This window comes from Mycoplasmopsis arginini (assembly GCF_900660725.1).
Taxonomy (GTDB): Bacteria; Bacillota_I; Bacilli_A; order Mycoplasmatales; family Metamycoplasmataceae; genus Metamycoplasma; species Metamycoplasma arginini.
Map to the genome: position 1 here is coordinate 282,386 of NZ_LR215044.1, position 16,339 is coordinate 298,724.

Below are 16,339 nucleotides of genomic sequence, written 5' to 3' on the forward strand. Positions count from 1 at the left end.
TATTTTATTTTTTTTGATCTTCTAAATACTTAGCAATATCACTTACTAAAATTGTGTCTTGTTTCATTGTGTCACGATTTCTTATTGTGACAGTGTTATGTTCAACGGTATCAAAATCAATTGTTACACAAAATGGTGTTCCAATAGCATCTTGACGACGGTATCTTTTTCCTATTGAACCACTTTCATCATAAGTTACTCTTAAATTTGTGTTCTCAATTAAATCTTCAAAAATTTTCTTTGCTTCATCAGATTGTTTTTTCATTAATGGTAATATAGCAATTTGATATGGTGAAATTTTTTGGTCTAAGTGTAGTACAACTCTTTCTTCTTGATTGTCTAATTTTTCTATGTCAAATGCATCAATTATTAATGCAAATAATAACCTATCTAGCCCAATTGAAGGTTCAATAACAAAAGGAATAATCTTTGTTCCATCTTCTTTAAGGTATTCTAATGATTCACCTGAAAATTTCATATGTTGTGATAAATCATAATTACCACGGTTTGCAATCCCTAATAACTCTCCTCAGCCAAAAGGGAATAAATATTCAATATCACTAGTTCCTTTTGAGTAGTGACTTAGTTCTTCTTTTTCGTGAGGTCTTATGCGAATATTATCTTCTTTTAATCCTAAAAAGGTAACTAAGTTTTTACATTTATTAATTCAGTATTCATAGAATTTATCACTATCTTTTTCCTCGCAAAAAAATTCAAGTTCCATTTGTTCGAATTCTCTTGTTCTAAAAATAAAATCACGAGGGGTTATTTCATTACGAAAACTTTTACCTATTTGTCCAATTCCAAATGGTAACTTAGCTCTTGAGGTTCTTGTCAAATTTTTAAAGTTAATAAAAATACCTTGTGCAGTTTCTGGTCTTAAAAATGTTTCTGATGAAGCATTATCAATAGCTCCCATTTGAGTTTTGAACATCAAATTAAATGGTCTAATCACTCCTCAATCAGTTGCAACACCATCATATTTATTAACATTTTCTTTAATTATTTTTTCTAAATCTTCAAATGTACATTTTTCAACGTTAATTTCAGGAAATAAATCTTTAACAATATGATCAGCTCTATATCTTTTGTTGTTAACTTTATTTTCTATTAAAAAATCTGAAAAATTATCAATATGTCCACTGGCTTTTCAAACATTTTTATTCATTATAATCTTTGAATCAATTTGATAATTTTTTTCTTTTCTAATAAATTCATTAATTCAAATATTTTTAATTTGAGTCATCATTGTTGTTGCTAAAGGTCCATAATCTCATGTGTTGACAACACCGCCGTATATTTCAGAATTTTGATAAACAAAACCTTGATTTTTTAAGTGTGCAATTACATCTTGAATATTTTTTTGATTATCATTTGACATGCGATACCCCTATTTTTTATAGATTGTTAAAACAATATATAAATTGTACCACAAAGGGTAAATTAGAAAGGTTTTTTATTAATTGATCTTAAATTTTTTTATATTTATTTAACATTTATTACACTTTTTTATTTTTTTGTTTTTTTTAGAAAAAAAACAAATATTTAGCAATAACATTATATTAGTATAAATATAAAAAAATTAATATTAATTACTAATTAATTAAAGAGGTTAAATGAAAAAACAATAAACTGTTAATTTGCCTAATTTCAAGTTCTTTGCCTGTTTGCGTCGTTTCTGCAAAAATAGATTATGGGTAAGAAAATAAAAAATAATGAACAAAAAATATTGGATCTGTAAATTTTTTAATATAAATGGAAATAGTATGAATGGCGTCGAATTTGCTAATTATTTTAAAAAAGAAGGGATAATAAATGACTAATAAGAGTAAAAAAATTTGGCGATGTTCAAAATTAGGTGGTGTACTAATTTAAAAACAATTACATATATATTTTATCAGGGTTTGTTGGAAAAAAATGTAAGTTTTTAAAAATTATTTTGAGATGAAAAATATGCTTATAGCATAATTTAAAATAATGTTGATTAATTATATTTAAAAAAATAATTTAAACATCAATGTAGTTTTCCAAATAAATACCATTTTGATTTCTTAATAACAAAACCATAATTGACTGAACACTATATATCGTTCAATTCCTTTTGATTTTTTTCTTAATTAAATGAGAAACAAATGATTCAGCTACATTGCCAAAATACAACGAACTTTCCATGGGAACATCTAGTAACCCCTTGAGATTCCTTTTAATGTATTTTAAAAAATCAGTTAAATGAGTCAATCTTGTAGGATTTAAATAATCCTTAATTTGGTTTAGGGAGTTTTCTAAAAATCTAATTAGATCTTCATAATTTTGATTGAAAATAAACCGATTAATTAACTTTTCTAACCGAATACCAGTATCTAAATAATACTTATCAAGCATTGATTTTAATTCTTTTGAATTGTTAAAAATAACTCCTAGTTTTTGTTTTAAATGAAAGCGGCAGAGTATATATTCTGCTTTTAGTCTAATTGCAAGGTTCTTAATTCACGATGCACCATCCCCTGTTACAACTAGTTTAACATTTTCTCCATAGCAATTTAAAATAATTCTCTTAATTTTTTCAGTTAATGCTGAAATTGGGTAATTTAAATTATTATTGTCATCTCTTAAAATTAAAAAATGATTCTTATTAATCATCTTTCTCGAACAACTAAGCATATAAAAAATGATTAACTTAAACTTAATTTTTCTAACATGATTTTTAGAAAAATAGAACTTGTGGTACGCGTCATCAACTGATATATAAACTATATTTTCTTTTGAGTTTGGAAGCTTATCTTGATAGGAAACTAAAGTATTTTTATTTACTGAGCAATACTTAATAGTCCTTCAGATTTTTCCGATAGAAACATTATGTTTTTTGGCATTTTCTCGATAACTATAACCATTGAGAAAATCATTGAGAATTGAAGCATATAAAGATAAGTTGATTTTCTCTTTATTGTTTTCTAAAAGTAGGTGTCTATCAAAAACATATATTTTATTCGGTTCTCCCTTAACCTTTTTAATGTATTTTGTTAAGAAAACAACCACTACTCCATTTGTAGTAGTTATTTTTCTTTTAAGTTTTGAGTGGACTTGAAGATGTAATTCTTTTCTTTCTTTTGAGTTTCTAAAGTTTAAATCAGCTTGTTCAATTTCATTTTTAATTAAAGAAAGAACTGAATTATTATATGAAGAAGATTGATTTTTCATTGAAACACCTACTTTGTCTAACTGATTCAATTGTAAATTAAAAAAATCAATCTACTCATCATTTTCTTCTTCAAATTCAATCTTAACTTGGTATTTTCTTGTTTTTATAAAGACAAATGCAATTGCGATTATTAGTCCTAAAAAGATTAAAGAAGTTAATGTGCCAGCAATGATTTTTATTAGAAAATTAGAATCAGTTTTAGGATTTTTAGGAATAGGTTTTGGGGCAGGAACTTCGGGTGTAGGAATAACTTCCGGAATCGTTTCTTCTTTATCAACAAAGACAATATCAAGACGTAATTTTCCTATTAGTGGAGAATTGGGTAATGATTCAAATTGAATATATCCTTTTTCATTTTCTTTAGTTGGAATTGTAAAAGTGTAGGAAAAATCGGAGTTTTTTTCAGGCATAAAGTTTGAACTCCTTATTAAATTGATAAACTCATTAACTACATAATCAATCTTAGTATTTTGAGTAATCTTAAATGATCATTTAGATTTCAAGGCAGATATATCAATTGTTTTAGGGCGATTAAACTTAAGTTCCAAATAATTAGAGAACATTTTTGTATTAGCCGAAACAATTGTCACTGCTCCATCTAATGTCTTATTAACAAAAGGAGTATTCGTGGTATAGATGCGATAATCTCCATCAATCTTTGGAATAAAACCTAGTGTTCGATTAAATGACTTAATAATTTCGGCAATTGGAGTGTATCATGTGATACTGCTTTCAATATCTAATTTCAGTTTCGATAAATCAATAGGTAGATTTTTAGGTGGAATATTAATAAGCAGTTCTCCTGTTATTTTTGTATCAAGAGCAGTAATTGTGATCAAACCAACAACATCCTTTGTAGGCTGCTTAATTGAGATTTTAAAGTCTTTGTCTTTTTCTACATCAAATCCTAGTTTTTTAATTAGTGCTGCAATAACATCATTTTCAGTGATTTCCTTTAATAAATCTAAATCTAAATCCAAACCTGAAATATCATCAATTTTTAATTGGGGAATTGGAATATTCAATAGTCCGTAGATTTTTTGTCCAAAACCATTAATAAAGATATTACCCGCAAATCCTTTTGTTGCTTTTAATATCTTAATATCAAAATCTTGAAATCTACTTACATTAAATCCCAAAACTTGAATAAATCTTCGAATGATTGTTTCTTCTGAAGTTTTATTTGTTATTTTTAGATTTAGATCTAATTTAGAAATATCTTTTTTAATGTTTGGTAATTCTAAAAATAATTCACCAATTAATTTTGTTTCATTTTTAGTTGTAAACTTTACAAATCCAGGAACTCCTGGTATTGATTTAACAAAGTCAAGAATGAAGTCTATATTTTCATTAACAGAAAATGGAATCTTTTTCTGAAATGCTTCAATTATTTCAGCTCTTTTTGTATTGTTATTTAGCAAAATGTCTAATGTAATTGATGAAATATCAAATAGTCTCTTAATCCTGTCAATATCATCATTCAATTGTTTATTTAAACCTTCTAAAATATTAATATACTTTCTTAAAATGTCAATTGAAACAATTTTATAATCATTTTCTTTAATTGACATTGAAGAAACAAGCTTAGACTTTTCAGTGTATACAATATATTTTTTGTTACCAAAATCAATTATTAAGGATTTGAACTTTTTAATTAAAGAATCATATTTCTTTTCCTCTAATGAATTGAGTGTTGAGATAAATTGGTCATATTGGGAATTAAATTGATTTATTAGTTGTTTTTTTAATTTTTCTAAATATTCAAGATAATTCTTTTTAAGTTGAATATCTAAATCAGAAATAATTTTTAGTTTTTCATTATAAAACAACTCATCTTTAGAATTATCAAAAATAATAATTTTATTTTTAAAGTATGAATCTCAATAATTTTTTAAAAAACTAAAGTCTTTATTGATATTATCAATTGTTATATTATTTGATTTTAACCATTTTTCAATAATAGTTTGTTTCTTTTTAATTTGATTAAATAAAGCAAACTTTCTTGATGAAGCAATCAAATTAATAGTTCTTTTAAGTTTCTTATCTTTTAAAACTGGATGGTCAATTAAAGAGATTTCATACTCTACTAATGCTTTTGTTCCATTTTCAGATGAAGTAATTTTAATCTTATTTACATTTAATAGTTCTGAGTAAGGTGGTTGAATTAATAGATTAATTGATGATTGAGATAGTGTATATAAATCGATATCATTGATATCAATGTTTATATTTTCATCTGAAATTGAAATATCTTTGATTGGTCTAAAATTAATCATTAATTTTGCAGATGGTATTGAAAGACTTTTTATGAATAATCCCTTGTCAAAAATGTCAAATGAAGTGACAAAAGTTTTGAATTTGTCAAACAAGTTAATATATTGGATGTAATTATAGTTGTGTTCTAAGATTTCATCTTGATTCTTTTCAATTAATAATTGATATAATGAATTGATTTTGTTGGATCTTGAATAAAAGATATCCTTTTCTTGTTTTAGCAAAAGTGACTTTAATTTGTTTACGTATTTCATTCAAACAATAGTTTCTTGTTTTATTCTATTTATTTCTTGTTTTTTAGCTTCGTCACTCTCAGATGTATTTCATTTATTTGATTCATAAGTTTTAATTATATTATTCGCTTTTGAAATAAGATTTTTGATGTTTGACAAAGCTAAACTAGGTCAGTGAGATATTCATTTTGATGGGTTTTTTGGATCATTTGCAAACGAAAGATTATATTTAATTTGAGTTATTATGTTAGCTCAAATTGATTGAGTATTTTTAGGTAGGTTAAAAGTTGAATATCTTAATATCTTTGCAATTTCAGTTTTTTCTAATTTATTAATTTCCTGAACTAATGAACTTCTAGTCTTTTCTTCTAAATGATAAAAGAAAGGTTTTTTTGGTGTTCCATTGGAGTATTTTCAATTTCAATTTGGTAAAAAGTCAATCAGTGATGAAGTTAAAAAATCAAAATCATTTAATTGAAATCTTTTTGTTAGTGGGTTAGGTTCTAAAGCATTTAAAAACATATAGTGCCCCATTGAAAATAAAGAAGTTTCAATGTTGTTGACTGAACTTAGATAAGATGATGAATTAATAGATGAAATTGTGTTATTTATTTCATTTTTTAGATTATTTCCTAGATTTTTTAGGTAGTTTTTATAATCTTCAGTGACAATAAAATGTTGTTCTTTAGTTTTTAATCAAGAAAACTCAAAAAGATACTTTTTTAGTTGTTTTTTGTTATTCAAATGATAAGTCTTAAGAAACTTTGAAAAAAACTTATAGTATTCTTCTTTTCCAAAAAATGGAGTTGAAAAGACTGATTGATTTCCAAGATGATGCTCGCTGACCTTATATTCATTTAATACTATATTCAGTAAATAGTCTACTACTTTATCAAAAGTGAACAAAGTAACATATTCATTTAATTTTGAATTATTGGTTCTTTTAAAATCCGGAAGAATCTTTGTAATTTTTGATATATCAATCTTAGAATCTTTAAATAAAGATTGGTCTTTTAAAACTTTATTTATATTGTCTAAGACAAAAACAATACTTCTTATTTTAGGGTTATTCAGATGTTCTAATGAACTAACAACGTCATTAATAGGTAAACCTATTCTAAGAGATTTTAGACCATTGTCGATTGCATTAGGAAGATTTTTTAGTTTGTTAATAATGAAATCATAATCTCTTGTAAGCTCAGATGATGGTTTGTTTTTAATGATCTCTTCAATTTTGGTTTTTAAGTCTTTAATAAAATTGGAATCAAAAATTGATTTAGATGAAGCTATTGATGTATATTCTAATTCCCTAAAAGAATTGCCTAAATATCTAGCAGGAGTGTTATATGATGCTAGTAAATTGTTTTCATTTAGGTTGTTTTCTTTTTGTTTTTCTTTATTTGTTTTTTCTTGGTTTTTTCTTTGAATATGACGTTGAAGTTGAATTATCCCAGATGTTGAAAGTCCTATTCCTGCAATAACTGCACTCCCGATTAAAAACTTTTTGAGACTTATTTTTTTAGAATGATGATTTGGAGTAGTATTAGTATTATTTTTTTTATTAAAATTAGGATTTTTTATAGATGCCTCCTTAGTTATTTTTGAGTTGATTGATTTGGTGAATAATATTACAAATTGAAAATATACAAAAACTACATATTTATTAAATAGGCAAATATGCAATAAATAAACTTAACTTTTGGTTGGTTCTTTAATTATAATATATTATAATTAAAGATATTATATTTTTAAGGACATTGATGATTATAACAACACAACAAGCTAAATCTATTTTTTTACATGAATTAAATGATTTATCAGACAATGATGTTTGGTTGACATTTAGATTTTTTATTTTAAGTGAAAAAGATGCAGAAGAGATAGATAATAAAGATGATTTCATTTTATGGTTAAGAAAAATACATAGTTTTTTAATTGAATTAAATGAAGTTTGGATAGAAAAAGTGTTAAATGAATTATTTAGTCGTAACTTAATCATATACAAATTAGAATTGATTTATAACTTTGTAATTTTTTTAAAGTCAAATAATCCTTCATTTGTTTATCCAAAGAGCAAAGAAATTACTAATCCAAAATATTCAATTTGAGATTTTTGTTATATGAAAAACATATTTTCATATCAGCATCTACAGTTAGTTATTGATGAAGATTTAAAGGTCAAAGGATGGAAAAGTAAGTGAATTGTATTAATTCCCAATGTCTTAACATTTAAAACTGATTCATTTATTTGATGAAACAAAGAAGTGCATTCATTAACCGAATTATTTCCTTTTCAATTGCAAGACGTATATAAGAATTGATTACTAACTTTTGATTTTGAGAAGATTATTTATTAGGAAAATAAAATTAGAAGAAACTAATTTTTAGGTTCTTCATTATTTTCTTTTTCTCTTAAGAAGTTTCAATAAAACATCATTGATTTTTAGTGGTTAACTTGATATAACTTCTTCGCCATTTGTTTCTTTATTATTTGGATTATCTTCTTCTTCTTTTAAATTGTTTTTGTTATTCAAGTTATCACCATTTTCAGACAAAAAAGATTTTTTAGTTTTCTTTAATCTAATTATTAGAATGGGCAACAAGATTGATCCTAATGGAAGAATTAATGCAAGTGGAATTATTCATACTAAATGTTCCTTGATGTTAAATCCTTTTAATTTGCTTCCATTGGTGTTAGAAGGTTTTTTAGGTTCTTTATTATTAAAGTCGTCCTGATTTTCTTCTGGAGGTGATGGAAGATATTCTTCATCATTTTTAGAATCTAAAGAATATTTTTTATAAAGATTATTTTTTAGACTTTCCGGTAACATAAAGTATCCTTGAGTTCTTTTGTCTAAATCAATAATATATTTCATTCATTGGATTTCAAAAAGAATATTTTTATTAATAAAAATGCTTAATGATGTTTCAAAATCATTGAAACCATATTTAGGTTTTCCATCTGCATCTAAAGAAGGAATGATATTAATTTTCTTAGTTATATGTTCAATTTCATTTTTAATTAAATAATCAATCGATTTAACTTTAGAAAAATCTAGATCTTGAATTAAGAAATTAAATAATTTGTTATAAGGGAAGGAATAGCTTGTCTCTGGTGGAGCAAATTGGTCAATATCAAAGAAGATTTCATTGTACGAAAGATTAATAATCTTTGTATATTCAGCAATTTTTTGTTTAATAAAAGTATTTATATAAGAACCATATATTTCAAGGATTTCTTTTGCTAATGCAACTAAAAATTGGTTATTATCAAAGACTTTATTTCTTAATTTATTGGTTAATAAAGTCACTTTCTTATTGATTTCACCAGTTAGTATAGATTCATTATTTTTAAATGCTTCAATTATCTCAATTTTTGGTGGGTTTAAAAATGCTTCAGTTAAGTTAATTTTGTCTTCGCTAATTCCAAGTTTAGTTGCTAAATCTTTAAAAGTACTTTTATATTTATTATTCAATTCTTTTTTTCAATTTGGATATTTAATTTCTAAAGATTTATCTATTTCATTTTTAATTTTTGAGAAATCAACTAACTTAACTAAGGAAGAATGATTTTGAACTGTGATATTAAAATCATCACTATTTAAGTAATATTGCTTTAGGTAGGATGGAATTGTAATGCCAAGATTTATTTTTCTTAACCCATAAAATAAATCTTCTAAGTGTTTATTTAAGATTTCATTTCTTTCATCATAGTCTTTGTTTAAAAGTTCAATTTCTTTTGTTTTTAGATAATATGGAATAAACTCGAAGTTAAATATATATCCTTCATTTCTCTTGTTAGATATAAAGTCTTCGGGTAGGTAATTATTTCCAATATTGTTATTATTTTCTTTAAATTGATTTAAAAGATTAGTTGATATTTCTTCTTTTAATTGCTTAATTAAGTTTTTATATCTAACTTCATATTCAAAGTCAGTATATGCTTCTGAAAAAATAGTATTAATATTTAAAATAACATCACTAAGTTTTAAATCTTTGAAATCAAATGGTTTGATGTTCGTAAATCTAAAATAAAGTTTATTAGATGATAAGTCTTTTTTATCCAGTGAAGATGAATCAAGACTTAGTGATATTTCAACAAAATCTTGTTGTTTTTTCTTGATTGATGATTGAGCTAATATTAGTTTTGTTATTATTTCTTCAGTAATAGCTGAATCAAGATTATTCTTATAATCTTCATAGTTAAATCCCTTTTCTTTTAGAAAATTAGTTAATTTATTAGTAATGATTTCTTTTAAACTTGAAGGACTTAAACTCCCAGATATATAATCTTTTTTTAAGTTAATTTCATTAAAAAGATTAATTTCGATGATTGATTTATTATCTACTTGATAATCAGACTTTATATTCTCAAATAAATCACCTAGGAAAATTAGATCATCAATAATAAATGTTCCAAAATCATAGTTGGTTGATTTTATATTAAACTTCAAAGTTTTCGCATTTGATGAATAAAAAGTATCTAAGTCATAAGTTATTTTCGCTTCTTTTAATTCACCATTTAAAAACTTATCAAGATTTGAATCACCAGTTAGAAATGATGAATTAATATATTTACTTGATTCATTAATGATTCAGTTTGGAAGTTTAGTGATATAGTCGATAAATCTAAAGGCAGAAAGATTTTTAATGTCATTTTTGATTGTTTGAAGATTTAGTTCAATCTTTGGTTTTAAAAAATCTAATGTAATATCTTTTTTGTTTTTTAAGTCCAATATGTACTCAATTTGATTGAATTGATATTCATTTTTGGCATTTTCTTTAGGTTTAATTTTAATAGTTAAATGACTTAATTTTTCATTGAAACTCAGTTCTAAAGATTCAATATAATCTTTGATTAATTCTAATTTAATTTTTTCTTTGTTTGATGTTAAAGATATAAAATCTTTAAAGAAATCTAAGTGATTACTCTTATATTTTTCTAAATCATTTTGGTTTGTTATAGTTGTTGCTAACTTATCAAAGTCAAAATCCAACTTAAGTATTTTAAGTGACGAATATGAAGTTCAATCATTTGCTAGGAATGTTAAATATTCTGCAAATAAACTATATACATCTGGATAATTTAGAAATGCTATATCATTCGAAGGAATACCTTTTGTTTTAGAAAGAAATTGAAAAAAACTAGATTTTGGATGATTGATTTTAGAGTGTGATGAATTAATTATTGGGTCATTAAGTCTAAATAACGAATTACTTAAAAGACTTGCAATGTCCTTTAATTTTTCTTTAGATTCATTAGTGGAAATATATTCTAAATATGGGCTTAGTAAATCTATGAAATCTAGATTTTTTTCTAATTTTTTATTCTTTTGCTTAAGAATAGTAATTTGATGTTCAATTCTTTTCTTTGTTTCATCTGATTTATTATCATCAGTTTTTAGTTTTTCTAATTTTTTGATTTCTTCATTGTTTTTTTCAATAATTGGTTCATAGTCCACTTTATTTCAGAAGTCATTTTCTAAATCTTTTTCAGTAGTAAATGGGGGCAATAATTGAACTAAAATCCATTTAGTTAATTGAGTTTTTTTGTTTCTAACTCCATATAAAATTAGATTTTTTAGAGCTCCAGAATATGCTCCAGAATTAAAGAAAGATTCTAATTGGTCTTGAGAATAAAACTCCGCTTTGGGTCAATCATACCTTCCAACATGGTTTCTTGTTAACTTTGTTAGGTCATACAAAAATAATTCATTTTGTTTAAAATCTAATGATGGGATATAAAATTGGTCCGAAAAGACTGATTCAACAAAAAATCCAATATTCTTGTGTTCTTCAGTTGCTTTAGGTTCAAGAATAAAGTTCATATTTTCAGGAAAAGGTGTCGAAAATCTAGATGTGTCAAACCATAAAGTTTGTTTTTCAAAATAAGAACCTTTTTCATTTTCTTTAAAAGTTGAGTTAACGTTGAATGAATTATTATTTAATTTAAAAGTTTGTTTAAAGATAAATGTAGTGTTTGTAACTTCATCTAAAATTGGTGTTTTTAAAATAAAAACTCTAGGTTTGTTTGAATAAATGTTGTTTTCTAAATTGGATAATTCAATCTTTTTAGCATTTAATTCTTTAACTTTTTTATCTCTTTCTTTTATTATTGTTTTTCTATTACTATTAACACTTTTTCTTGCTGAATTAGTTAACTTTATAATCTCATGATTTAATTTAACTACTTCTTTCTTTTTATTTTCAAGTTCTTCCTTAAGTTCTTTAGATTCTTTTTCATCTAGAGAAGAACTTAGGTTAAGTCTATATCCGCTTTCTAATTTTTCTTTGTTAAAAATAACTTCCGGTAATGATGAAAGAATAATTTTTTCTTCCTTAGATATCTCTTCTTGAGCTCCATTTTTATTAGTTTTAGTTTCAAATCTTGTTAAAGTAAAATTATCATCATTAGTGATAATGTCATATTTGCGATAGAATAGAACATCTAGTGAATAATCTGATTCATAAGTCCCTAAATCTACTTCATAAGTTGGTTTATTAGGTTCTAAACTTGTTCTATTTGTAATTCTAATTTCATTTTCCTTAATTTCATATTTAGGAGAAATTATTTTAGGTCGATCTGACAAGATAGAGTCATTGTCATAATATTTAAAAGGTAATATCGAAATAGTTTCTTTAAACTTTAAAAAAACTCTTTTAAAATCCGGATGATTTTTATTCATAGTATTATTTTCTTCAATTTTTTTGCTAACTGGAAAAGTACTACTAATTGTTAAGGGACTGAGTGAAATTAGGGATAACAAAGCAACTATGTTTCTTTTTTTCATAATAAAACAAAAATCCTTTCATATCTAATTTAGGTATGAAAGATAGAAAAATAAACTTAACTTGGTTGTGTTAAAAATAATTATATCGGATTTCAATTTAATTCAAAAAAATAATAAAGAGTAAGAAAAGAAGAGATGTTTTCTTTTTGTTTTAGGTGTTTCTTAGGTTACATTAACAGTATTAAATAACTAAGATAACTTTACCTTTTAAGCTAATCAAATTGCTGATTCTTAATGATTCTAAAAATTAAAATCCAATAATTAATATAGTTTGACTAAATAATTAACTAAAAAAACTTATATTAATCATTAAGTTTTAATTTAAATAATCATAATATACATAATTAGTACTAGTTTATTTAGATTTTATTAGTAAATTATATTTACTAATTAATATATTACTTGCTAATAAATATTAACTATATAGTTTTAATTATTTTAGTAAATATAATTAACTTAATAATATAATTAACCTTAAAGAAATATAAATAAATAATTCTTTCTTGTCTTAATTTATCTAATTAAGTTTAATTTAACTTATTAATAAATATTAACTAATCAAATATAATATTTAACTTAACTATTAATAAAGAAATTAAAAAAAGAAATTAAAAAGAAAATATATAAAAGAAAAAAACAAGAAAAAGAAATAAAGAAAATATCCTTTCTTTGGATAAGAAATAATCTTTTCATTTTTATTTTTCAGGAATTTAAAAAAACTTAGATTTTTTTGCAGCAAGTCATTTTTTCCCGATATAATTTAGTTACCTACCTAAAAAACCACAACCAAAGCTTAGTTCTTTTTAATTGCATAACACATACACATTAAAAGTAGATATAATGTGTAGTTTTGTTTTTTATCTTTTTAGTCTCATTATATCCACTTTAACCTAAAAAAATCACAAGAAGGATAGAAATGAAAACTGCAATTTATTCTAAAAAAACTAAAGTTTTGAAAATTGGTTTACAAGTTTTACTTTTTTTGGTTTTCAGTGCAATTGCATTAGGAATTACATATTTTGTTTTTAATTTGAAGAAGTCTTCTTTACCTACTAATTCCAAAACCTTGATTGATTACTTATTTTCTAAATTAGAAACTCTACTTTTATCTTTGTTTGTTACATTTTTTGTTTTCAGACTGACTTGAATGATAACTTTTGCATTTCTTAAAAATCAATTTTTATCAGACTGAGTTTCTTCTAAACCAACCCCAAGACACTCCAAATGGTTTGTCATGGCGGTTCAAGAAGATACTTCGATTAAAGTTTCAACACAACAACTGGATATTAAATCTAAAAGCATTTCACAAGCTAAGATCCAACCAAGTCTAATTTTGGATTCTAAAAAATCAGATGAAAATCAAATTTCATCTTTTTCAAGTTCAACTTTAGATAAAGAATCAAAAGAAAATGATTTTTTAGAAAAAGAAACGTTGCATCAAGAAAAAATGATAAGTGATCTTTTGAACGAAAATCAATTGGATTCAAAAGCACAAAATTAATTTAATTTTATGGAAATATTTATCAATTCTAAAATCCAAAATCTTAATAGACGTTTAAACCTAGTCACATTTTCAAACCAAGTCCAAGTGTACTTTGATTGCACTGGTCTAAAAAACCAAGACCAGCTCAGACTATATGTTTATTGACTTCAACCAAAAAGGGCCTTAGGTTTTAAATCTTATAAAGAACTACAACTTTTTTGCTCGCTTTTAACTTTTGAATATTGAGATAGTCTTAATGAATTGCATCAAATAATTACAACAAAAAATGATTTTAAATCAATTATTAAAGCACTTACTGAAAAAGACATTAGTTCATTAATTTCATTACTTGAAATAGAAAGAAACCAAGCAATTTCTGTAATGCAATCATTGCATCAAGAGTTTTCATCAAATGAAAGTGACTTCTTTGTTTGTTAATGGCAATTTTGGATACTAAAACAACTTCAGAATCACAAATAAAACCAACAGTTTGTTATTTTACAAATGATGCACATGTTCAAGAAAAATTGCTTCAAGATGTTGTCCTGTCGGTTTTAGAAAATTTGAAAAAGAAACATCCTTCTTTAAGTTTTGAACTTAAACCTAGGTTGTTTTTAACTGAAATTGCAAAAATAGTAAATAAAATTGAATCTTCTACATCTTTTTCATCCAACTTTGATTCAACTTTCATTTGCCCTGATGGTGGAATTATTTATGTAATTGATCCAAATGATGTAACTAAAAAGTATCCAATTTTAATTTCTGAAATGAAAACTCAGGGGACTTTATCTCCAGCTAAAGGTAATGCCATAGAGCGTTTAGGAAAGAATGTCATTGCACTAAGAACTTTTTTGGCAAATGAACAAATTATTCCCTTAGTGGTTTTTTGTTCAGGCAGCGACTTTAGTTCAAATTCAATAATTTTGGATAGGTTAGCAACAATTGCACAGTTTGCCCCTTTAAATCAAATCAATTTATTTAATGGAACTTTTGTTTCATCTGGAAGCTATTTTTATAATGAAAGCAACTTTAAGTTTGATGACATGTATAAGATATGTTACAAAATAGCAACAAGAGCATTATTATTTTTTGCTTCAAAATATGACTTCGAAGTTTAAATTAATACTATTAAGTGGACTTCTAATTCCAATGTCCCCAAATGTCTTAGTATCTTGTATTTTGCCCAGCACAACTAATAAACCAAGAAAACCAGCTTCTGAACCTAAAGATATTTTTGAAATTGACAAAAGACCTAGTTTCCCATCAATGCCCATTAATAATCCACTTAAACAAAAGAAATACAATTTGACTTTTGATTTAGTTAGAACTAAAGAATATAGTTTAAGTATCCCCAATTATGCAAAAACTCTTTCTTTTGATGATAAGAGACAAGAAATAAGGGGTGCTGTTGAATTAACCTGAGTTTTGTTTTCAATTCTTTATCACCATGATTTAACTGAAAATCAAAAAATTAAAAAACTATCAGAGTACATTTCAACAATCACTGAATATAAAGTTTTTTTAGATAAAAATCAATACTTAACTAAGATTATAAAACAAGGTAAAGATTTTTTAGAATATGAGAAATATGAATGATTTAAAGACTTTCCCTATCAAGGTTGATACAAATTAAAAGAAGATTATCATTCTTGACTAAAGAATAAGTTTTTTAAAGAATATCAATATTTTTCTCTATCAAGAATTAAAGATGGTGACCTTTCATCTTTAACAAAAGCTGAAAAAGATGCTATTAGATTCCAATCTCAGGGATATCTCTTCTTTCTTCATACCCAAAAAAATCTAATTAAAAGTCTTCCTATCTTTTTTGAAAAAATAAAACATCAAATTAATTTCTTACTTTCATTTGCTTCATTAAACTTAGTAATTTTAGAAAATAAGGATAGATTTCATACTTTAGAAGATTTAGAAGATTTTTTAAAAGGAAATAATCCCTTTGATGATTTGAAGACAAAATTAAAAGATATTTTCCTTCTTCAAAATAACATTTTTGGTCAAGCAGAAGAAAAAGATAAAATCTTAAATGTTTATTTTTCTATTTTAATGTCCAGTGATACAAACCAAGCATTATTCTTTAATGATGTTTTAATGCTTATGGATGTAATTTTAAATCCACTGTTTAGCATTGAATCTCAAGATAACTTCTTTAAGAAAGAACTACCAAAGGAATATGAATATTTTTCTAAATACCTTTATAAACAAAAAGAAGATAATTCGGGCATCACTTTTTACCAACCTTCTTTTCTAGAAACTCAAAAAGAAAACTTCCAAAAAATTACTGATTATTTTAGTAACTATTTAAAGATAAAAATTAAATCTTAATAAAAAAACATTCAAACTA

9 protein-coding genes are annotated in these 16,339 nt (G+C 24.4%); 5 read left to right on the forward strand and 4 right to left on the reverse strand.

Features of this window, described 5'->3' with window-relative positions:
* Positions 1-4: 4 nt before the first annotated feature.
* From EXC38_RS01290 to EXC38_RS01300, 3 genes are all read right to left on the reverse strand, one after another.
* Positions 5-1,381: a glycine--tRNA ligase gene (locus EXC38_RS01290; RefSeq protein WP_109246681.1), complete on the reverse strand. Its 1,377-nt coding sequence runs from the start codon at positions 1,379-1,381 to the stop codon at positions 5-7.
* Between the two features lie 626 nt (positions 1,382-2,007).
* Positions 2,008-3,198: an Mbov_0401 family ICE element transposase-like protein gene (locus tag EXC38_RS01295; RefSeq protein ID WP_129694555.1), complete on the reverse strand. Its 1,191-nt coding sequence runs from the start codon at positions 3,196-3,198 to the stop codon at positions 2,008-2,010.
* Between the two features lie 51 nt (positions 3,199-3,249).
* Positions 3,250-7,389: a hypothetical protein gene (locus EXC38_RS01300; RefSeq protein WP_129694556.1), complete on the reverse strand. Its 4,140-nt coding sequence runs from the start codon at positions 7,387-7,389 to the stop codon at positions 3,250-3,252.
* A gap of 77 nt (positions 7,390-7,466) precedes the next feature.
* On the opposite strand from EXC38_RS01300, the gene EXC38_RS01305 reads away from it, so the two are divergent.
* On the forward strand, positions 7,467-8,063 hold the full coding sequence (locus EXC38_RS01305) for an Mbov_0392 family ICE element protein (protein ID WP_129694557.1): 597 nt from the start codon (positions 7,467-7,469) through the stop codon (positions 8,061-8,063).
* A gap of 93 nt (positions 8,064-8,156) precedes the next feature.
* On the opposite strand, the gene EXC38_RS01310 is transcribed toward EXC38_RS01305, so the two are convergent.
* Positions 8,157-12,497 (reverse strand): hypothetical protein, encoded by a 4,341-nt coding sequence (locus tag EXC38_RS01310; protein ID WP_129694558.1) that lies wholly within the window; start codon positions 12,495-12,497, stop codon positions 8,157-8,159.
* 916 nt (positions 12,498-13,413) lie between these two features.
* Between EXC38_RS01310 and EXC38_RS01315 the strand changes: the two genes are divergently transcribed.
* Genes EXC38_RS01315 through EXC38_RS01330 form a run of 4 tightly spaced genes read left to right on the forward strand, consistent with a single transcriptional unit; the run spans position 13,414 to position 16,320 of the window.
* The gene (locus tag EXC38_RS01315) at positions 13,414-13,998 is read left to right on the forward strand and encodes a hypothetical protein (protein ID WP_129694559.1); all 585 of its coding nucleotides are present in this window, start codon (positions 13,414-13,416) and stop codon (positions 13,996-13,998) included.
* Between the two features lie 9 nt (positions 13,999-14,007).
* A complete protein-coding gene (locus EXC38_RS01320) occupies positions 14,008-14,418 on the forward strand; it encodes a hypothetical protein (RefSeq protein WP_129694560.1) in 411 nt (136 codons plus the stop codon).
* The gene (locus tag EXC38_RS01325; protein WP_129694561.1) at positions 14,418-15,098 is read left to right on the forward strand and encodes an EcoRI family type II restriction endonuclease; all 681 of its coding nucleotides are present in this window, start codon (positions 14,418-14,420) and stop codon (positions 15,096-15,098) included. Before EXC38_RS01320 ends, EXC38_RS01325 begins: the two co-directional genes overlap by 1 nt.
* Positions 15,099-15,129: 31 nt before the next feature.
* Positions 15,130-16,320, forward strand: coding sequence for a hypothetical protein (locus EXC38_RS01330; protein ID WP_129694562.1), 1,191 nt, complete (start codon positions 15,130-15,132; stop codon positions 16,318-16,320).
* Positions 16,321-16,339 lie beyond the last annotated feature (19 nt).